The sequence below is a fragment of the Tenacibaculum sp. IB213877 genome, assembly GCF_034043975.1.
Classification (GTDB): domain Bacteria; phylum Bacteroidota; class Bacteroidia; order Flavobacteriales; family Flavobacteriaceae; genus Polaribacter.
In genome coordinates this window covers 167,970-188,435 of sequence record NZ_JAXCHH010000004.1, presented here as the reverse complement: position 1 = coordinate 188,435, position 20,466 = coordinate 167,970, and the positions used below count along the sequence as shown (strand labels likewise).

The window sequence follows — 20,466 nt, the reverse complement described above, 5'->3', positions numbered from 1 at the left end:
TAAATAATTATATAAGTACTTATGCAAATTTATATAAAAATGATAAATTCAAACATATATTTTTAAATTTTTAATTCGCCTAGAAAATATATTCCTTGGAAAATAAATTATTATTTTATACCTTTGTATCGTTAAAAAAAGAAAAGACATGAAGAAAGTAGCAGTATTTGGGGGAAGTTTAAGTAAAAAATCAATAAATAAACAATTGGCAACATTTGCTGGAGAGCAATTGCAAAATACCAATTTTGAAGTGTTGGATTTGAATGATTATCCACTTCCGATTTTTAGTGTGGATTTAGAGCAAGAAGAAGAATATCCAGAATCTGCACAAAAGTTTAATGATAAATTGGATACTTTTGATGGTTTTATTGTTTCACTGTCAGAGCATAATGGAATTTACACAGCGGCTTTCAAAAACCTGATAGATTGGGTTTCAAGAAAAAATTTGAAAATTTTTAGAGAAAAACCAGTATTGTTAATGGCCACTTCACCAGGAGCTAAAGGAGGAGCATCTGTATTAAACTTTGCAGAAAAATCTTTTCCAATTTTAGGAGCTGACATTATAACTACCTTTTCATTATCAAAATTTTATGATAACTTTAAAGAAGGTGAAATAGTTGATGAATCTTACCTAAACGAATTAAAATCAGCAGTAAATAAGTTTGAAAAATCTTTATAATTATGGGAGATATTGCTAAAGATATCAATTCAAAATTTCCAAATAACAGAATAAAAGCACATATAAATATTAGGTATACCGCTAATTGGATCAATAGTAAAGAAAGTGAATTTTTTAAACCGTATGGTATTTCTCCGCAACAATATAATATTCTACGAATTTTACGTGGTTCAGGAGATAAAATAAAAGTACAAACAGTAAAAAATAGAATGATTGAACGTGCACCTAACGCAACACGTTTAATGGATAAATTACTTGAAAAGAATTTAATTGAAAGAACGCGTTGTGAAGAGGATAGAAGAGTGGTGTATGTAAATATAACTGAGGAAGGGTTGTTGTTGCTTTCTGAAATTGATCAGTCTTTTAATCTAAGTCTTTTAAAAAATTTAACAGATGAAGAAGCGAAACAATTAAGTGATTTATTAGACAAAATAAGATAAGAAAATGAAATTAGAAAAACATATAGCAAGCTCAAGAGGCTACGCAAATCACGGTTGGTTACAGGCAACACATTCATTTAGTTTTGCCAATTGGTTTAATCCAAATCGTTTACATTTTGGTGCTTTGCGCGTGTTGAATGATGATTTAATAGCGCCAAGTATGGGCTTTAGTACGCATCCGCATCAAAATATGGAAATTATAACCATTCCGTTAAAAGGAGTATTAAAGCATAAAGATAATATGGCAGATGAATGGTTGTATGTAAAACCCAATGAAGTACAAGTAATGTCAGCAGGAACAGGAGTTTATCATTCCGAAGTAAATGGATCTGCCAACGAACATTTAAGTCTCTTTCAAATTTGGATTATTCCTGACAAAGAAGATGTAACGCCTCGATACGATCAAATGGCATTTAATCCTGAAGAAAGAAAAAACAAGCAACAAATTATAGTAAGTTCTATTGATGATGATAAAAAAGGATTAAAAATTCATCAAGACGCTTTAATTTCTAGAATAGATTTAGAAGAAGGAAAAGAGTTTACGTACCATATAAAATCAGAAAATCATGGTGTATATCTTTTGAATATTTCAGGAGATGTTACTGTTGATAAAGAGAAATTAACTACTCGAGATGCTTTGGGAATATCACAAACCCAAGAATTTAAAATAAAAGCAAACGAATATTCAGAGTTGTTAATGATTGAAGTTCCTATGATTGGAATTTAAGATTGTTAGAAGCCTCGTTTAAAACGAGGCTTTTTTATTTTTAAAAAATTGTATCTTGCAAACTATTATGCATGCATAATAAATTAACCAAAAACTAACAACAATGAGCAAATACAAACATATTTTTGAGCCTTTAGATCTTGGTTTTACTACCCTTAAAAACAGAATTTTAATGGGGTCTATGCATACCGGTTTAGAAGAAGAAAAGAACGGATACGATAAAATTGCAACATTTTATGCTGAGCGTGCCCGTGGTGGAGTTGGATTAATTGTTACCGGAGGAATTGCACCGAATGTTCAGGGTTGGACAGCACCTTTTTCTGCAAGAATGAGTACTAAAAAACATGCTCAACATCATAAAGTAATTACAGAGGCGGTTCATAAAGAAGGTGGTAAAATTTGTATGCAAATTTTGCATGCAGGTCGTTATGGATACCATCCGTTAAACGTAGCTCCGTCAGCAATAAAATCACCCATAACACCTTTTAAACCTTTTAAGTTAAAAGAATCAGGAATCAAAAGAACCATTAAAGATTTTGTAAATTCAGCAAAATTGGCTCAAGAAGCTGGTTATGATGGAGTTGAAATTATGGGTTCTGAAGGGTATTTAATCAATCAATTTATAGCTAAAAGAACCAATCATCGTGATGATGCTTGGGGCGGGAGGTATGAAAACCGCATGCGTTTACCCATACAATTGGTAAAGCAAACACGTGAAGCTGTTGGAGAAAATTTCATAATTATTTACCGATTATCAATGTTAGATTTGGTAGAAAAGGGAAGTACTTGGGAGGAAATTGTAGAATTAGGAAAAGAAATTGAAAAAGCAGGAGCTACCATTATTAATACAGGAATTGGTTGGCATGAAGCAAGAATTCCAACTATAGCTACATCAGTGCCAAGAGCAGCATTTACATGGGTTACTCAAAAAATGAAAGAAGAAGTCTCTATTCCGTTAGTTACTTCTAATAGAATCAACATGCCTACTACTGCTGAAAAGGTATTGGCAGAAGGACATGCAGATATGATTTCAATGGCGCGTCCGTTTTTAGCTGATCCAGAATGGGTAAATAAAGCCGAAGCTGAAAAAGAAGATGAAATTAACACCTGTATAGCGTGTAATCAGGCGTGTTTAGATCATGTATTTGAACAAAAAGTGGCAAGCTGTTTGGTAAATCCGAGGGCATGTCATGAAACAGAACTAAATTACAATCCGACCGAACATAAAAAGAAAATAGCTGTTGTTGGGGCAGGACCTGCTGGTTTAGCAGCTTCAACAGTAGCGGCACAAAGAGGACATGAGGTAACATTGTTTGATAGTGAAAGTGAAGTAGGAGGACAGTTTAATATTGCAAAACAAATTCCAGGAAAAGAAGAGTTTTATGAAACGATTAGATACTTCAAAAAGCAATTAGAACTTCATAAGGTAAATGTTAAGTTAAACACAAGAGTTACTGCGGAAGATTTAGCTAATGGTAATTTTGATGAAGTTGTGTTAGCAACAGGTATTTCGCCAAGAACCCCAAGAATCGAGGGGATTGACCATGAAAAGGTGTTGAGTTATATAGATGTATTAAAACTTAAAAAACCTGTGGGTAAGAAAGTAGCGGTAATTGGCGCTGGTGGTATTGGTTTTGATGTTTCTGAATACTTAGCTCATGAAGGAGAAAGTACAAGTCAAAATATTGATGCTTGGTTAAAAGAATGGGGAATTGATAAAACCATGGAAGCTCGCGCAGGAATTGAAGGAATGAAACCAGAAGTTCATCCGTCTCCAAGAGAAATATTTATGTTTAAGCGTAGTAAGGGAAAGTTTGGAGGCAATTTAGGGAAAACTACAGGTTGGATTCACCGTACTAATTTAAAAAAGAAAAACGTACAGTTTATAGGTGAAGTTCAGTACACTAAAATTGATGATGAAGGCTTACATTATGTTCAGGCAGAAGAACAAAAAACACTTGCTGTAGATAATGTTGTTATATGTGCGGGGCAAGTTCCTTTTAAAGAATTATTAGAACCTCTACAAGCTAAAGGAATTACTGTTCATGTTATTGGAGGCGCTGATGTTGCTGCAGAATTAGATGCAAAAAGAGCGATTGACCAAGGAAGTAGGTTGGCAGCTAGTTTATAATTACCTAACCATTTTTACAGAATTTATATGACCATGCCCGTCAAATTCTTTAACAGGATTTGTCGGGTCTACAGTCCATTTTCCATCAACTATATATTTGTAGTGATGCTTGCCTGCTGATAATTTTGTTTTATATATCCAACCATTTTCTGTTCTTTCCATACGGAAAGAATGTTCGGACCAGTTGTTAAATGAACCAGCTAAAATAACACGTTTCGCATCCTTAAAATTATCTAAAATAAACTCTACGTCAACTTGTATATCAATTAAAGAGTTATGTTCTCCAAATTCATTCGGAACTTTATTTGGGTTTTCAGGATCTTCCATCCAATGGCCATCAACAATAAATCTATACTCATATCTGTCAGGTTTCATCTGAAGAGTTAATTCCCAACCGTCATCAGTCTTTTCCATTTCAAAATGATCTTCATTCCATTTATTAAAAGAACCAGTAACAATTACTTTTTTAGCTTTTTTATAGCCTTTTAATTTAAGATGAGTATTGCCTGTTTTAGAAGGGAACGCACTATACATTTTTAGATTGTATGTATGTAAATTAAATCCCTCAGGATTTTTTGCAGGAACTATATTACTTATTTTTTCTGAAGGTTCTGCCCAAATAGAGTTGTTAATCACAAACTTAAATTCCCAATTAAAATCATCATTAAAGTCATCTATTCTTTTCTTTAATTCATACACATATTCATTAATCTTATTCATTTTCCAATGGTTTCTAGACCAATTGTTAAAATTACCAGCTACAACTACTTTTTCAATGTTAAAATCATCAAAATCTAAACGTCTATGAGTTCTTTCATTAGTAGCTTTAGAATAATCTCTTTTATCAAAAGTAAAGATTACATAATCTCCTTCAATTCTATATCCCTTAACAGATTTTTCTTGTGAAAAACCGGAAAGAGTAACAAAACTAAAGAGGAGTAGAATTATGTAAATATATTTAATGTTCATTTATCGTAGTAAAGGATACTTTATAAAGTAAAGTTTTTGCTTTTGATAATTAATTATTACCCTTTTTTGAGCAAAAAAGTCATACCCTAAAACACCATCTAAATTTGTGCCAAAAGCTTTATTCATATTATGAAGACTTGTTAAAATAGTTTTCATGGGGCCAAAATAAATGGTTTTACTCAAGTTAACCCTAAAAAGATTGCCATAAAGCACCTCAATTTTTTTTCCGCTAGCACCAGAGAGTTTAACACGTTGTTTTGGATAAAAATGTTTTAAGGCTCTTTTATTGATTTTTCTGTTAATTTGATTGAATTCTGCTCCAGAATCTAAGCCAAATCTAACGTTTTCTTTTCCAATAAAACCATCAATTACTATGGTGTGTTTTTTTAGTTTAAAATCTAGACTATCAACAATTTTTTCTAAATAAACATCTTTACCTAAAGTATTACCAGATTTATCAATTTTAGTTAAAGTTATCTGGTTCAAATATAAATCTATGAAAACTTCATAATCCTTTAAAATATTGAAACCAATAATACCCAGTAGTTTCATTTTTTTGCTTTTCTCAATATGAGATAAATCAATAATATCAGAATTTCGGTTCTCTAATGTTAAATTTTTTATAGATAAGCTTTTTATTGTTTTTTCCAGTGGATTGTCAACCATACTTAAAATACCAGATGTTTTAGTTTTCTTTTCTCTTAAATACGGATGAATTTTAAAATGAACTTTATTTAAAATCATTGTTTCTGATCCCGTATCAATAATAAAATCGCCCTTTTTATTCTTTATAGAGCCTTCTATCACAATTAATCTATCCACTAATTTAAAAGGAATTCGGGTAGAGTATTCATTAACAATTACAGCATTACTAAAACGAATAGGAATATTATGGAAGTTAAATTCAATTATATCATTAGCATAACTAAAAAAACTAACCCATAATAAAAACAATAAGCTTATAACTTTACACATACTATAAAGACTATGTTTTTAATGAAATTGTTACAATATAACTACTCATGTGTTGGTTTACAGGTAATTATAATTAAAATAAAAAAACGATATTTGTAGCCTACTTTTGTGTAAAGTTAATTACAAACAATTAAGTTTCTACACTTTAAATTTACAAAAAATGAATAAAAATACAGTATTAGGTTACGCAACCTTAATTATGATATTAATGGGAATGCTTTTAATTGCCTTGGCAGTTTTTAAATATGACGAAATTGCAGGTTACGGTTTTGGAGCTGTAGGTGTTGGTTTTTTTGCTAACGCATGGGTTTTTAATGCACTAAAAGGACGTGTGTAACTTTTTAATTTTATAAATAATGAGCGACGATAAAAAAGTGATTTTTTCCATGAATAAGGTTTCTAAAACCTATCAAAGTACTGGAAAACAAGTTTTAAAAGATATTTATTTAAGTTTTTTCTACGGAGCAAAAATTGGTATTTTAGGTCTTAACGGATCGGGTAAATCTACCTTATTAAAAATTATTGCCGGAGTAGAAAAGAATTATCAAGGAGATGTTGTTTTTTCTCCTGGTTATAAAGTTGGATACCTTGAGCAAGAACCACAGTTAGATGAAGATAAAACTGTTTTAGAAATTGTAAAAGAAGGTGTAGCTGATGTGGTTGCTGTTTTGGATGAATACAACAAAATCAACGATATGTTTGGTTTAGAAGAAGTGTATTCAGATCCAGATAAAATGGATAAACTCATGGCACGTCAAGCTGAATTACAAGACCAGATAGATGCTTCTAACGCTTGGGAATTAGATACCAAGTTAGAAATAGCTATGGATGCGTTAAGAACTCCTGATTCTGATAAGAAAATTTCGGTACTATCAGGAGGAGAGCGTCGTAGAGTTGCTTTATGTCGTTTATTATTACAAGAACCAGAAATTTTGTTATTAGATGAGCCTACTAACCATTTAGATGCTGAATCGGTACATTGGTTAGAGCAACATTTAGCGCAATACAAAGGAACTGTAATTGCTGTAACGCACGACCGTTATTTCTTAGATAATGTTGCGGGTTGGATCTTAGAATTAGATAGAGGAGAAGGTATTCCATGGAAAGGGAACTATTCATCTTGGTTAGATCAAAAAGCAAAGAGATTAGCACAAGAAAGTAAAACAGAAAGCAAACGTCAAAAAACCTTAGAACGAGAATTAGACTGGGTACGTCAAGGAGCAAAAGGGCGACAAGCTAAATCAAAAGCTCGTTTAAAGAATTATGATAAATTATTGAACCAAGACCAAAAACAAGCAGAAGAAAAATTAGAGATTTTTATTCCTAATGGTCCGCGTTTAGGAACCAATGTGATTGAAGCAAAAGGAGTTTCAAAAGCATTTGGCGACAAGTTATTGTATGAAAATTTAGAGTTTAATCTTCCGCAAGCAGGAATTGTGGGGATTATTGGTCCAAACGGAGCAGGAAAAACCACTATTTTCAAAATGATCATGGGAGAAGAAACTCCAGATAACGGAACATTTACCGTGGGCGAAACAGCTAAAATAGCCTATGTAGATCAAACCCATTCAAATATTGACCCTGAAAAATCTATTTGGGAAAACTTTTCTGAAGGTCAAGATCTAGTAATGATGGGAGGAAAGCAAGTGAATTCAAGAGCTTATTTAAGTCGATTCAATTTCTCTGGAAGCGAACAAAATAAAAAAGTTTCAACTTTATCAGGTGGAGAGCGTAACCGTTTGCATTTAGCAATGACCTTAAAAGAAGAAGGAAACGTTTTATTACTAGATGAGCCTACCAACGATTTAGATGTTAACACACTTCGTGCCTTAGAAGAAGGTTTAGAAAACTTCGCAGGTTGTGCTGTGGTAATTTCTCACGACCGTTGGTTTTTAGATAGAATTTGTACACACATTTTAGCTTTTGAAGGAAATAGTGAAGTATATTTCTTTGAAGGTTCATTCTCTGAATACGAAGAGAATAAAAAGAAACGACTTGGAGGCGATTTAATACCAAAACGTATTAAGTATAAAAAGCTGATTAGATAATTGTTAAAAACAATAAAATATGTTAAAGGTTTGCAAATTTGCAAACCTTTTTTATTTAAAATGTTAAAAATCAGTTAATTAAAGAAATAAAAAAAGTACAAGATGCGTTGTGGTTTTTGTAGACAAGAAAATTGCGCAATTTATTTCTGAAGCTACCCCCGGATCTTTACTTGTTAATTAACAAGAAGCAATTTTTAACAATTTTAAAACGATTAAAATGAAAAACTACGTAAAAACAATCACAGGTTTTTGTATGCTATTGAGCATATCGTTATTTGCAACTTCACCAGATGTAACAACTAATTTTAGTTCTAATTGGGTTGCAAATCAAGAGCAAATTACTACTGCTGTTTATCAGGGATATTCAGAAGAAGAGGGTTACAAATTTTTGACAGATGCTGGAAATGAAATTGCATTTCATTCAGCTACAGATGAGGTTTTAAAAGAATTTGAATTACAAACAGATTCTTTAGAAGGTAAAAAGTTTACAATTAAATATACCTCTACCAAACAAAATGATGGAGCGCTTATTTTTACAATTGTAGAACTTATAATTGAAAAAACATAAATTAAAATTTAAAGCTCGTTACTTTGTAGCGAGCTTTTTTATAGCTTGTTTATTTTTTATTTTAAAATAGGTAATGAATGTTAAGAATGATAATACAAGCCAAAACGTATCAATAAATAAAATTTGTTGTTTATTTTCTAAATAAGATGTCCAAATCCAATTTCCGGTAGTAATTCCGTTAATAATAGGAATTAGAAACCCAAAAATGCTTCCAAGTAAAAGTGAGCTTTTAGTTGTAAACTTATTGTCTTTTTTGATGATAAAAAACAATGATATTAACAACCATCCCACGAAATAAAAACGATAAATAAAAGGCATTCCGTTACCTAATGTTTTTACAGCTATAAAAGATAAGCCAGTAATGGGATACATACTTAAACAAATAGCTAAATAAATTCGTACTAACCATTCATTAAATTGTCTTTTTTTCTCCGGAATATGTTTTTTGTCCCTTGCCACCAACCAAATCATAACACCAGAAATAATTACTACACAGGTAATAATGCCTAAGATAAAACTAATTAATTTTAAAGCATATCCACCATAATCTCCGTAGTGTATTCTGTATAAAATATTTTTTACACCTTCTAAATAGGTTGTTTTTAGTTGAGGTTCTTTTTTTGAAATTAGTTCACCGCTACTCACTTTATAAATAGCTTCACCCATTCCGTTAAATTTTGTTTTATAGTTTAAATGACCACTAACTAAAACATGCATATTGGTATCACCATAATTAAAAATATGTATTTCAGATACCTGAAAATCTTTCCATAATTCTTTTGTTTTTTGGGTAAATGTATTGATACTGAAATTGGTACTTAAGGTGTTGTTTTCAAAATTAAAATGAGGGTGAGCATAACCCAAATCTTCATAAAACTTGGTTTGATTTCCGTCATATAAAAGCATAACACTCGGAGCTACCAGTATTGCTTTTATCATAAAAAAAGCACCCGTAACAGCATACACAAATTGAAAAGGTAGGCCTATTACTCCGAGTGCTGTATGAGCATCTGTCCAAAGAGTTTTTAGTTTAGCCCACGGCCTAAATTGGTAAAAATTAGATACAATTTTATTCCAATGAACCAGAATTCCGGTTATGATTGCAAATAAGAAAAAGAAAGCAATGAAACCAGATAAATAATATCCGAATGGATAAGGAATTTGAGCTAAAAAATGTAAGCGATATAAAAATTCTCCTAAGGTATATGAATTAATATACGTATGATTTGATAACTCTTTAGTATCTATAGATAAATAGGAAGAAACATTCGTTTCTTTAGGCGCTAGAGAGTCTTTTGAAGCAGATAAAGATACTCCAACTCTTTGTTCAATATTGTATTTTCTAAATTCTACATCTCTACCATACAGCTTGTGCTGTTTATCAAGAGCAATTAGTGCGCTGTCAATATCCAGAGTCATATCATCGGTATATTCAACCGTGTGATTGCGTTCCCAGTTTACAATTTCATCTCTAAAGAAAGAAAAAGAACCTGCAAAAAATATTACATAAAGAACTGCACTGATAATTATACCGCTAATGGTATGTGTATGAAATAAAATATTATAGGGTCTATTTTTCATCTTTATATAATTGGATTGTAAGTTTTACCAAGGTAGATAGCCACAGAAAAGAGTAAGGTAAGTAGTATGTAAACTCCCCAAATTTTCCATCCATTTTTAGAAAGAAAAGCTAAGATCATTAAAACAGACCACAAAATAAAACCGGTAAAAGTTGAGGTAATCATAACAGATGTATGATTAAAAAGAAAGGCTAAAGCTAAGTGTAAACTAATTGTTACTAAGTATCCTCCAATAAATCCAGCAGTTATTTTTGAAAAACGTTGCCAATTAGATGATAAATATTTTTTGTTTGCAGGCATATTTAAAACAGTAAATATTCAATAAAAAAAAGAGTTATGATAATAATACTAAAGTTTGAATAGGTAATAAGTTTTAGTGGTGCCATTAATATGATGATACTTCCAAAGGTCATTAGTACTATGCAAAAAAATAAAATTCCGGAAGCTATTCCGAATACAGTTGTCATTAACAACAAAGAAAAAATAAACAAGAAAAGAGCTACAATTTTTGTTACGGTTTTAAATTTATAAGCTAAATTTTCAAAACCTAAAAATGATTGAATTTCTACTTTTTTAGAAGTGTTGTAAAATAAATAAAACCCCAGTATATTTAATATAATTGCTGTTGATATCATACTTATATTTTAATAAGAACAACTCTGAAATTTACTTTCAGAGTTGTAAAAAATCAATTTAAATGAAGTACACGCTTTTTTTAATTATCAGGAAAACAATATGTTGCGCAATGCCAAATAAATTGATAATCTTTTCCATTGTATTTTCCTGGAACTTCTTCTTTTGTTGTTGTTTCAATAGTGTATTTTGTTTTCCAAGGTAACTTGAAAGAAACAAAACCATCTTTATCTGTATGTAAAGTTTTTGACCATAAATCAGTAACAAAAACTTTAACTTCATTTTTTACTAAAGGTTTATTTTTATATAAAACTTGTAGTTTTTTTTCTTCAGTTGATGTAGCGATTTCTTTTATTACAATTCCGGTATCATTTAAAGTAGCTGTATTTTCGTTTTTGTTTCCTACTATTATTTTTGCAGTTGAGTGATAATGTGTTTTAAAAATTCCAAAATCGTATTGCGTGTAATCTATTACATCAATTTCATTATTATTCAATACAACTGTATAAGTTCCTTTAGTTTTTGGAGTAAATTTTGCTGAAAAATAATTATCGAAAGCTTTGGTGTTTAATTGAGTTTTCTTTCCAGAAGGATCCACAATCCAAAGCGTGAAATTTTTTACTTTTCCAAAAGCTTCTTCGTTAGCTTTTTCAATAACTCCGTAAGTATATTCGCCAAAATACACTCTAACTTCTTGTTCTTTATTCAGTTTACCAGTAGTTTTTGTTTCTATCCATAAATAGTGAGCAAAACTCTGTATAGAAGCAAAAAGAACTAATAAAAAGGTTAATATTGATGTTTTCATTTTTATAAAATTAAACTCCTCTTGGAGTATTAAAAAACTACCAAGAGGAAAGATTTAACAAACAATTAAAAATTATAAGAGAAACTAGCTGAAACGCTCCTTAAGTTTTGAGGTGATACTGTAGACCAACCTGTATAGTATTTTTCATCAGTAATATTATCAAGCTTCAAAATAATTCTGTATTTGTCAGCTGTGTATGATAGAGAACTATTAAATACAGTGTAACTTGGTAAAGTAAACGAACCAGTTGTTCTTCTGTTTAAAGTGTTGAACTCACTAGCATGATTTCCTCCGAAACCTAATCCAAAACCTTTAATGCTTCCTTCTGAAAAAGTATAACTTGCCCAAAAGTTTAATAATTCCTCAGGACCTGCTTCTTCTGGTCTTAAACCTAAATAACCAGCACCTTCGGTTTCTTTTAAAACCTCACTTTTATTGTTACTATAACCAGCAATTATATTCAATCCTTCTAAAGGATTAGCTATAAAGCTTATTTCAAAACCTTTACTTTCAACTTCTCCACCTTGAATAGAATTGTTAATATTATTAGGATCTGTCATTAATTTATTAGAAACGGTAATGTCATAATAATTTACAGTAGCCGCAAGTTTGTTATTAAACAGGTTTGTTTTAAATCCAACTTCCCATTGATTAGCTTTTTCAGGCTCAAATGTTTTTATTCTAGGATTAGATCCGTCTATATCTGAAACAGTAGTTGGAGATACATTAGAGAAACCGTTCATGTAGTTTGCGAAAACAGATAACTTATTTTTTAAAGGTTGATATACTAATCCAAATTTTGGAGAAAATGCGGTTTGATCATCGTCATCATTATGTTTTTCACCTTCAAATTTATCAACTCTTAAACTTGCCATTGCAGATAAAGAAGGAGTAAAGTTGATTACATTTGATATATATGCGCTGTAGATTTCTTGTTCTACTTCTGTATTTCCAACAGCTGTTTCAGCCAAAATATTATCTACAGAAGCTTGAGATAACACAGCAGAATTTGTTCCTTGACTTATAGAAACCTCACCTATTTGTAACCAACCAGTACTATTGTCTTTTTGAGTTGTATGTAAATAATCTAAACCAATAACAACTCTGTTTCTAAGATTTCCTAATTTGAAATCACCAATAAAATTTTGTTGAATATCCGTTGTTCTTGTTTCTCCTTTTATTTTAGCTATATAATGAGCAAAAGTATCTCCGTCAGATAAATCCCATAAATAAGAATAATATCCATCTGTTTTTGCAGTACCTTTAGATAATACAGTTTGTGATGTCCATTCATCAGAAATCTTATACAAAGCTTGTGCTTGTAATGTATATGTAGGATTTTTTATAGATAAATTATTACTTGTAAAAGAGTTCTTATAATTTTGATCAAAAATATCAATATTATTATAAGACAAAGGAGCATTTCTATTTAGAAATAGCATAGGGGCATTTACAGATTCTTTGTTTAAAAATTCTGTGTTGATTAAAAAAGTAAGCCTTTCGTTAGCTATAAATTTTAATGAAGGAGCAACATAAAAAGATGTACTTTCTCCAGCATCTTGAAAACTACTTTCTGTATGATAAGCTGTGTTTATCCTTAAAAAAGCACTATCACTTTCTCCTAAAGGAGTGTTTACATCCGCGGTAATTCTACTTAATCCATTAGAACCAGTTGTGTAGTTTATTTCACCACCAAAAGACTCATATGGCTTTTTAGTAACTACATTAATTAATCCACCGTAAGAAATTAAACTACTTCCATATAAAGTTCCTGAGGGTCCTTTTATAACTTCAACGCTTTCTATGTTTGCAGGATCTAATCCACCATTATTTAAACCTGGTAAGCCGTTAATCATTGTAGGTTGTACAGAGAAACCTCTTAACGAGAAAAATTCTGCTCCATCACCTCCACGACCTGTAGATTCCCATAGTCTACTAATACCAGTAGCATTTTTTAAAGCATCATTAAAGTTTGTTACAACTTGTTCTTTTAATAACTCAGAAGAAATTGAATTGTAAACCTGCGGATTTTCAATGTCAGCTAAAGGTAATTTAGAAACATTTATACTCTTTCTATTATAAAACTTATTCTCTTTATTTCCATCAATAGTTACTTCACTTAATTGTTCATCACTTTCTTGTAATGAAATAGAAGAAATGGTGGTTGTTTCATTGCCAATTACTGTAGCCGTAGCAGTTTTTGTAGCAAAACCAATAGAAGATATTTTTATTTTATACGTTCCTGCTTTTAAGTTTTTAATAAAAAATTCACCATCAAAATTTGTGGTAGTTCCTTTGTTTGTTTTTAAAACAAATACATTTACACTTGCTAAAGGATTATTGTCACTATCAACAACAGTTCCTTTTATGTTCCCTTTTTGCGCAAAAATTACACCTGCGCTAAATATAATTACTGTTAAAAATAATTTTTTAAGCATTAGATTTGTTATTTATAATTAGTCTAAATAAATTTGTTGCAAAAATAAAAAGGGCACAATATAAAAAATGACGAATTTTGGATAAAAAAAGACGCGAAGGGAAAAACTATGAGTATGTAGATTTAGCCACGTTAAAAACAACCTTTAAAGAGTTTTTAACTACTCATGCTATAAGCTATACAGATGAGGGTGTACATTGTAAAGAAAGTAGTATAAAAAGTCAATTTGGAAAGGGTAAAGTGACTGATTTTATTTTTGACGGAGTTGAGCTAACTATTTTTGATTATGTTTTAAATAAAGATTTTAGGTTTTTTAATAAAAGAAGTGAAGATGTTGTTCAACTGTCGTTTTTATTTGAAGGAGAAAAAATAGCTAAGGTAAGTGGAAGTAAGCATGATTATTTATTTGAATCTCATGAGTGTTATTTAATGAATTTAACTTCGTATGAAGTTAATGTATTAATTTCTGGTAATAAACCAGTAAAAGAAGTTCAAATTAAAATACCTCAACAGTTTTTATTACAACACGGCTTTTCACAAAAATTTAATTTTAAAAATAGTGGAGATGCTAAAGTAATTGTACCTATAACTAACCATCAAATATTAGCTTTAAGAGATATAGAACAGCTAAATTTTAAAGGAATTACAAGAAAAATATTTTTAGAAGCAAAGGTTTTAGAGCTCTTAGCTCTACAAATAGAAAATTATAATAATATAGATGTTAATGTGTTAAAAGAAGTTCAGCCCAAATTAATTAAGAAAATGTATAAGTTAAAACAATATTTAACTGAAAATCTGCAAAACAACTATACTCTTAAAGATCTTTCAGATAAGTTTTTGTTAAATGAGCATATACTCAAAAACGACTTTAAAAGAGTATTTGGCTTTTCAGTAAACGATTTTTTTAATGAAGAGAAAATGTTAAAAGCTAAAGAATTACTTAAAAACACTAAAAACCCTGTTTACCAAATAGCTGAAGAAATAGGTTATAAAAATGCAACTCATTTTAGTGCTGCTTTTAAAAGAAAATTTGAAATAACTCCTAAAGAATTTAGAGAAGGGGTTAATGTAAAAGAATAATAAAAAAAGCTCCAAATTTACATAGTAAATTTGGAGCTTTAATCATAGATAATTTGGGGATTATGATTTAAAAAACTCATTTAGTTGGCTCTGTATAATTTTCAAAGTGTTGTTATTTTGATTTATACTTCTCTCAAGTAATGACATTTACAGATACACTTATTTTACCAACAGAAATTTTTAAAGATTGGGGGATGTTATATAGTTTAATGGAATTTCTTTAAATAATTTCGTTATCTATACTGTAAAAGTACTGCTGAAGATTAGTTTATTTTAGTTTTTTCGATTATTACAATGCAATTGAAGGATAAACGGTAGGCAAAAGTCGGTAAACAGTAATTTGTTGAATTATAATCACGTAATAACGATTATTTATTGCGTATTCTTAAAAATAGTATTGAAAGAAAAAAATCCGAATTTTATAATTCGGATTTAATCTTTACTATGCCAAACATTACTCTGGTTTAAAAACTACCTTATAAGTTTTTGCGCCATTTAAAATTTGTTGGGTTAGTTCTTGAATATCTTGAAGTGAAATATTTTTAACAATAGATTCAAAATTTTTAGGATCATCTATATTATAGCCATATCTATAAAAGTTAGTTAACAAATACATTTGATAACTATTTCTGTCTTTAGATTGCTCCCTTTCCTTTAAAAAATTTGTTTTTATTTTTTTTAAATCATCATTACTTATTTTACCATCGGCTATTTTTTGTAACTCATTTCTTACGGCATTTGTTAACTTATCAACCAAATCAGGGTTACAATCAAAATTAAAGTTAATTCGGGCTATTGATTTAGGTTCTCTTGAAAATGTAGCGTATGCTTTAGGGCTATATGCTCCTCCAGCCTTTTCACGCACAGATTCTGTTACTCTAAGTTGTAAAATACTACCTAATGCATTGGTAAGAATAGTGTTTTTAATAGAGTAGGGCATTTCTTTTTGATACACAATATTTACAGAAGCTTTAGGATCTTCCATTTTTAAATAAATATCTTTATCAATATTGTCTGCTATCCAGTTAACGCTATTATCTTTATATTTTTCTGTAATTTGTTTGGTAGGAAGACTAGCTATGTATTTTTCTAATAAAGGTTTTAGCTCTTTTTTTTGTATATCTCCAACAATAAAAAATTCAAAATCAGAAGCGTCAGAAAATCTATCTTTATAAATAGCTTTTATTTTATCAAATGAAATATCATTTACATACTCTTGATTGAAAAGTCGTTTTGTAGGATGATTTTTTCCATATAAAGTAACAGTTAAACTGTCATTCATTTTTTCTCTTATATTTTGACTTCTTCTAGTTAAATAATTAGTTAAATTATTATTAAGTACCTCAAAAGCATTTTGGTCAAAGCGAGGTTTTGTAAAGTATAAATGAATTATTTGTAACATAGTTTCAACATCTTTTGTGTTAGATTCACCTATAAAACTTTCATAAATATCATTTAATTTAACTTCAACATTAGCTGTTTTTCCTGCCAGTACTTTTCTTAAATCGGTTGCAGAGTAGTTTGCTAAACCAGACATTTGAACTAAACCTGTAACCAGATTTGCAGAAGGAAGATCATCATTTTTTAAAAGTGATTTTCCTCCATAACTCAATGCATTTAAATCTACTTTATTTTTGTTTTTATTTGCATATTTGTAATGTACTTTTACTCCATTGCTAAGAGTAAAGGTTGTAGCATTAACATTTTTATTTTCTACTTCTTCTTGAATCTTACCTGCTTTGATTTGTACTCCAGATAGTAAAGTTTTTCCTTTTACAGTTTCTGAATATGCGCTTAATTTAGTGTTGTTTTCTACTTCTTTTATAATTTGTTCAGCTTGTTTTTTTGATATGTTTTTTTCTCCTTTTACACCAGTTATATTCAAAAATCTATTTTGTTTTGAGTATAATTTGTTAATGGTTAACTTTAATTCTTCTTGAGTTATAGTGCTTAATAATTGTTTAACTATTTCATATACCTTTTTAACATCTGTAATAGGCTTATTTTCTAAATAGTTTTTAAGTATTAATTGTTCAATTTTACCATGGCTTCTATCGTTTAATCTAGCTATTTGATTTTCATATGAATTTTGAATGTTAATAATCATTCTGTCAATTTCTGATTGATTATAACCAAATTTTACAGCTCTTACAATTTCAGTAAGAGTTTCTTTAAATGCTTCTTTTTGCTTATTTTTTTTAGGGTTTATTGAGAGTCCAAAAACATTATGTGTTCTTGAAAGATCTCCATAATAAACACGAGCACCTAAAAATGAAGATTCTGGATTTTGCGATAATTCAGAAATTCTTGAAGACAACATATTTAAGGCCATTGCTTCTAGTAACCTATCTTTCAAATATGCCACATTTTTTAATTCTGATGGTTTTTTATGTCTAATGCCAAAGCTTATAGATGAGGTTGAAACTTCAGGATCGGTAGCTAAACTGTACATTAAACCTTTATGGTTAGGAATAGATATAACTTCTCTTTTTCTAGGTTTTTTAACAGCAGGAATCTTAGAAAAATTTTCTATAATTTTAGCTTCAATTTCTTCAACATTAATATCTCCTATTATTGCAATGGCTTGTAAATCTGTTCTATACCAATCATGATAAAAATCTCTAAGTGTTTTATAATCAAAATTTTCTACAACAGACATTAATCCGATAGGCATTCTTTTTGCGTATTTTGAGTTATTGAAGGTAACAGGTGAAGATGCTTTGTATAAACGGGCTTGTCCGTTTTGACGAGTTCTCCATTCTTCTTTAATAACACCTCTTTCAGCATCAATTTCGTTATCAGTTAATAATAAATAATTAGACCAATCTTTTAAAATAGTTAAACAGGTGTCTACTAGTCCATCTTTCGTAGGTATGTTGTTAAGATTATATACAGTTTCATCAAAACTAGTGTAGGCATTGATATCTTTTCCAAACACAGCGCCATGTTTTTCAAGAGTATTCAAAATGCCTTTTCCAGGAAAACTTTGGGTTCCATTAAAAGCCATGTGTTCTAAAAAATGTGCTAATCCTTGTTGATCTTTATTTTCTAAAATTGATCCTACATTTTGAATAATGTAATAGCTAGCAGCTCCTTTTACTACATCAGTATTTTTAATATAATATGTTAGTCCGTTAGCTAACACACCTTTTTTAATAGTAGTATCTATAGGAAGTTTGCTGTTTAAATCTAAAGTTTGTGATTTTATAGTATTTATAAATACAGATACTACAGAAAGGGTAACGATTAAAATTTGTTTCATATTGAGTTGTACAATTACTATTCTAATTTTTATAGAATAAATTAATAATATGTTTGCTTATTTCTATGACGATTTTAATTCTTACCTAAGCCATTAAACTTTTGTTAAAATTTTTATTTAATGCTAAATCTGTTCGCTAAGTATTCAGGTAAAATACATTCTTGATTGTTGAGTTGGGAAGATTATTTTAAACAAAAGAAGTTTAATAGTGAAAAATTGAAATTAAATTGGTTTATTGTGGGATATTGATATATTTACGGTCTCTTAACCCATGAAATAAATAATATATTTGAATAATCCTGCATTTACATTAAAGGAGTTTAAACAAATTTTTGAAGCTTTATACCCGTCATTATGTCTTTTTGCAAATACGTATGTGAAAGATATAGCGGTAGCTAAAGATTTGGTTCAAGATGTGTTTATAAAAATTTGGGAAAGCAATATAAATCTTAAAGAAAAAAACTTAACTAAGGCATATTTATATACTTCTGTAAAAAATAAATGTATTGATTATTTAAAATCAAAAAGAGTAAGAGTGATTAATAAACAAGTTGAAGTAGAAGGATTAGATATTTTAGAGTCTGAAACACATTTCAACAGAGAGATAATTCTTATAGAAGCAAGTCAAATAATTCATGATGCTATTAATAGTTTGCCTCAAAAATATTCTCAAGTAGTACTGTTAAGCATGAAAAACTTAACAAATAAAGAGATAGCAGAAGTACTGTCTTTAAATATAAATACGGTTAAGGCACATAAAAAAATTGCATACCAAAAGCTACGACCATTATTAAAAGGCTATTATTATCTATTTATATTAATCTTTACAGAAATGTAATTTCATTACTTCCTTTTTTTTGCTGTTTTTGTATTAAAATTAGTAAAAAATTTAATTTTATTTTTACCCACCTTCAATATTTTATCGTTATAACAATAATAGGTTGATTTATGATGCATTTTAATAAAATTTTGGAACTAGCCAAAAAGATGTCAAGAGCAATATTGTATTCTGAGAATATAGATTACATTGAGTTCCTTCAAGAGAAAGAAAAAGAAGAAATTAAAAATAAGTTAGAACCAAATTCTTCTTATTGGCAAGAACGTGCTACTGTTTTGAGTAAAATAGATGTAGCAGAAGATTGGAAGAAAGTAGAACAGAAAATTAAGGTTCCTAAATCAAAAATTAAATATTTATTTAGGTACAGTGCAGCAGCAATAGTAATAGTAGGTCTAAGTTCTTTGTTTTTTATTTATCAAAGCCAGTTAATAAAGCCACCTGTTAAAATTACAGCTGGTACAGATAAAGCTATACTTATTTTGGAAAACGGTGAAAAAGTAGAATTAACCCATTCTACCAATTATATAGGAGCAAATGCAAGTATGATTAATAATCAATTAGAATATAAAAATAAAGTTCAAACCAATCAAGTAAACACAAGCATTAATACTTTAAATATTCCAAGAGGAGGTCAATTTGTAGTTCAATTATCTGACGGGACCAAAGTTTGGCTTAATTCAGAAAGTCAATTAAAATATCCAGTAAAATTTAACTCTGGAGAACCAAGAATGGTGGAGTTGTTGTATGGAGAAGCGTATTTTGATGTTACTCCTAGCTCTCAACATAGCGGAGACAGTTTTAAGGTAATTACCAAAAATCAAGAAATAGAAGTGCTGGGTACAGAGTTTAATGTTAGAGCTTATTCCGAAGAAAAAAACATATATACTTCTTTAATAGAAGGAAGTGTAAAAGTTAAGAAAGATAGGTTAGTAAAAGTGCTATCACCAGGTTTTCAGTCGGTGGTTGATTCAGAAACTTCAAGTATAGAAGTGAAAAAAGTAGACGTTACTAATGAAGCAGCATGGAAAAAAGGACTTTTTATATTTGAAAGAAAACCTTTAAAAGAAATGATGGACGAATTATCTAGGTGGTATGATGTAAAAATTGTTTTTGTAAATAAAGAAAAAGAAAAATTTATTTTTTCAGGCTCTCTAAACAGAGAAGGGAACATAAAAGATTTACTTGAAAATTTAGAAAAAACAAAAGAAGTTGAATTTGATATAAAAGATAAAAATATATATATAAAATAAAAAAAAGGAATTTCAGTATACACCTTCCACAGTATTCAACTAAA

Annotated in this window: 18 protein-coding genes; 10 read left to right on the top strand and 8 right to left on the bottom strand. The window is 29.6% G+C overall.

What is annotated here, in order from left to right:
• The first annotated feature begins 148 nt into the window (after positions 1-148).
• From SLH33_RS04175 to SLH33_RS04160, 4 genes are all read left to right on the top strand, one after another.
• Positions 149-679: an NADPH-dependent FMN reductase gene (locus SLH33_RS04175; RefSeq protein ID WP_320417818.1), complete on the top strand. Its 531-nt coding sequence runs from the start codon at positions 149-151 to the stop codon at positions 677-679.
• Between the two features lie 2 nt (positions 680-681).
• Positions 682-1,119: a MarR family transcriptional regulator gene (locus SLH33_RS04170; RefSeq protein WP_320417817.1), complete on the top strand. Its 438-nt coding sequence runs from the start codon at positions 682-684 to the stop codon at positions 1,117-1,119.
• 4 nt (positions 1,120-1,123) lie between these two features.
• Positions 1,124-1,846, top strand: coding sequence for a pirin family protein (locus SLH33_RS04165; RefSeq protein WP_320417816.1), 723 nt, complete (start codon positions 1,124-1,126; stop codon positions 1,844-1,846).
• Between the two features lie 103 nt (positions 1,847-1,949).
• Entirely contained in the window at positions 1,950-3,977 is a 2,028-nt protein-coding gene (locus SLH33_RS04160; protein ID WP_320417815.1) for an NADPH-dependent 2,4-dienoyl-CoA reductase, read from the top strand.
• Here the strand turns inward: SLH33_RS04160 and SLH33_RS04155 are convergent, their stop codons facing one another.
• Together SLH33_RS04155 and SLH33_RS04150 are read right to left on the bottom strand one after the other, a co-directional pair.
• On the bottom strand, positions 3,978-4,946 hold the full coding sequence (locus SLH33_RS04155; RefSeq protein ID WP_320417814.1) for a hypothetical protein: 969 nt from the start codon (positions 4,944-4,946) through the stop codon (positions 3,978-3,980).
• Positions 4,947-5,921, bottom strand: coding sequence for a hypothetical protein (locus SLH33_RS04150; RefSeq protein WP_320417813.1), 975 nt, complete (start codon positions 5,919-5,921; stop codon positions 4,947-4,949). It abuts the gene before it with no gap.
• 160 nt (positions 5,922-6,081) lie between these two features.
• Between SLH33_RS04150 and SLH33_RS04145 the strand changes: the two genes are divergently transcribed.
• From SLH33_RS04145 to SLH33_RS04135, 3 genes are all read left to right on the top strand, one after another.
• Positions 6,082-6,258, top strand: a complete 177-nt coding sequence (locus tag SLH33_RS04145) for a CAL67264 family membrane protein (RefSeq protein ID WP_320417812.1) — start codon at positions 6,082-6,084, stop codon at positions 6,256-6,258.
• A 19-nt stretch (positions 6,259-6,277) separates the two neighbouring features.
• Positions 6,278-7,969, top strand: coding sequence for an energy-dependent translational throttle protein EttA (gene ettA, locus SLH33_RS04140; RefSeq protein ID WP_320417811.1), 1,692 nt, complete (start codon positions 6,278-6,280; stop codon positions 7,967-7,969).
• A gap of 217 nt (positions 7,970-8,186) precedes the next feature.
• Entirely contained in the window at positions 8,187-8,537 is a 351-nt protein-coding gene (locus SLH33_RS04135) for a hypothetical protein (RefSeq protein WP_320417810.1), read from the top strand.
• An 18-nt stretch (positions 8,538-8,555) separates the two neighbouring features.
• Here SLH33_RS04135 and SLH33_RS04130 read toward each other — a convergent pair whose 3' ends face one another.
• The 5 genes from SLH33_RS04130 to SLH33_RS04110 form a co-directional block, all read right to left on the bottom strand.
• On the bottom strand, positions 8,556-10,118 hold the full coding sequence (locus SLH33_RS04130; protein ID WP_320417809.1) for a PepSY-associated TM helix domain-containing protein: 1,563 nt from the start codon (positions 10,116-10,118) through the stop codon (positions 8,556-8,558).
• Positions 10,119-10,120: 2 nt separating this feature from the next.
• Positions 10,121-10,417 (bottom strand): hypothetical protein, encoded by a 297-nt coding sequence (locus SLH33_RS04125; RefSeq protein WP_320417808.1) that lies wholly within the window; start codon positions 10,415-10,417, stop codon positions 10,121-10,123.
• 2 nt (positions 10,418-10,419) lie between these two features.
• Positions 10,420-10,752 (bottom strand): hypothetical protein, encoded by a 333-nt coding sequence (locus tag SLH33_RS04120; RefSeq protein WP_320417807.1) that lies wholly within the window; start codon positions 10,750-10,752, stop codon positions 10,420-10,422.
• Between the two features lie 80 nt (positions 10,753-10,832).
• Positions 10,833-11,555 (bottom strand): DUF4198 domain-containing protein, encoded by a 723-nt coding sequence (locus tag SLH33_RS04115; RefSeq protein ID WP_320417806.1) that lies wholly within the window; start codon positions 11,553-11,555, stop codon positions 10,833-10,835.
• Positions 11,556-11,620: 65 nt separating this feature from the next.
• A complete protein-coding gene (locus SLH33_RS04110; RefSeq protein WP_320417805.1) occupies positions 11,621-13,993 on the bottom strand; it encodes a TonB-dependent receptor in 2,373 nt (790 codons plus the stop codon).
• A gap of 77 nt (positions 13,994-14,070) precedes the next feature.
• Between SLH33_RS04110 and SLH33_RS04105 the strand changes: the two genes are divergently transcribed.
• The gene (locus tag SLH33_RS04105; RefSeq protein ID WP_320417804.1) at positions 14,071-15,072 is read left to right on the top strand and encodes an AraC family transcriptional regulator; all 1,002 of its coding nucleotides are present in this window, start codon (positions 14,071-14,073) and stop codon (positions 15,070-15,072) included.
• A 454-nt stretch (positions 15,073-15,526) separates the two neighbouring features.
• On the opposite strand, the gene SLH33_RS04100 is transcribed toward SLH33_RS04105, so the two are convergent.
• A complete protein-coding gene (locus SLH33_RS04100; RefSeq protein WP_320417803.1) occupies positions 15,527-18,334 on the bottom strand; it encodes a M16 family metallopeptidase in 2,808 nt (935 codons plus the stop codon).
• Between the two features lie 289 nt (positions 18,335-18,623).
• On the opposite strand from SLH33_RS04100, the gene SLH33_RS04095 reads away from it, so the two are divergent.
• Together SLH33_RS04095 and SLH33_RS04090 are read left to right on the top strand one after the other, a co-directional pair.
• Positions 18,624-19,172 (top strand): RNA polymerase sigma-70 factor, encoded by a 549-nt coding sequence (locus SLH33_RS04095; protein WP_320417802.1) that lies wholly within the window; start codon positions 18,624-18,626, stop codon positions 19,170-19,172.
• Between the two features lie 149 nt (positions 19,173-19,321).
• Complete coding sequence (locus tag SLH33_RS04090) at positions 19,322-20,422, top strand: FecR family protein (protein ID WP_320417801.1); 1,101 nt, start codon at positions 19,322-19,324, stop codon at positions 20,420-20,422.
• Positions 20,423-20,466 lie beyond the last annotated feature (44 nt).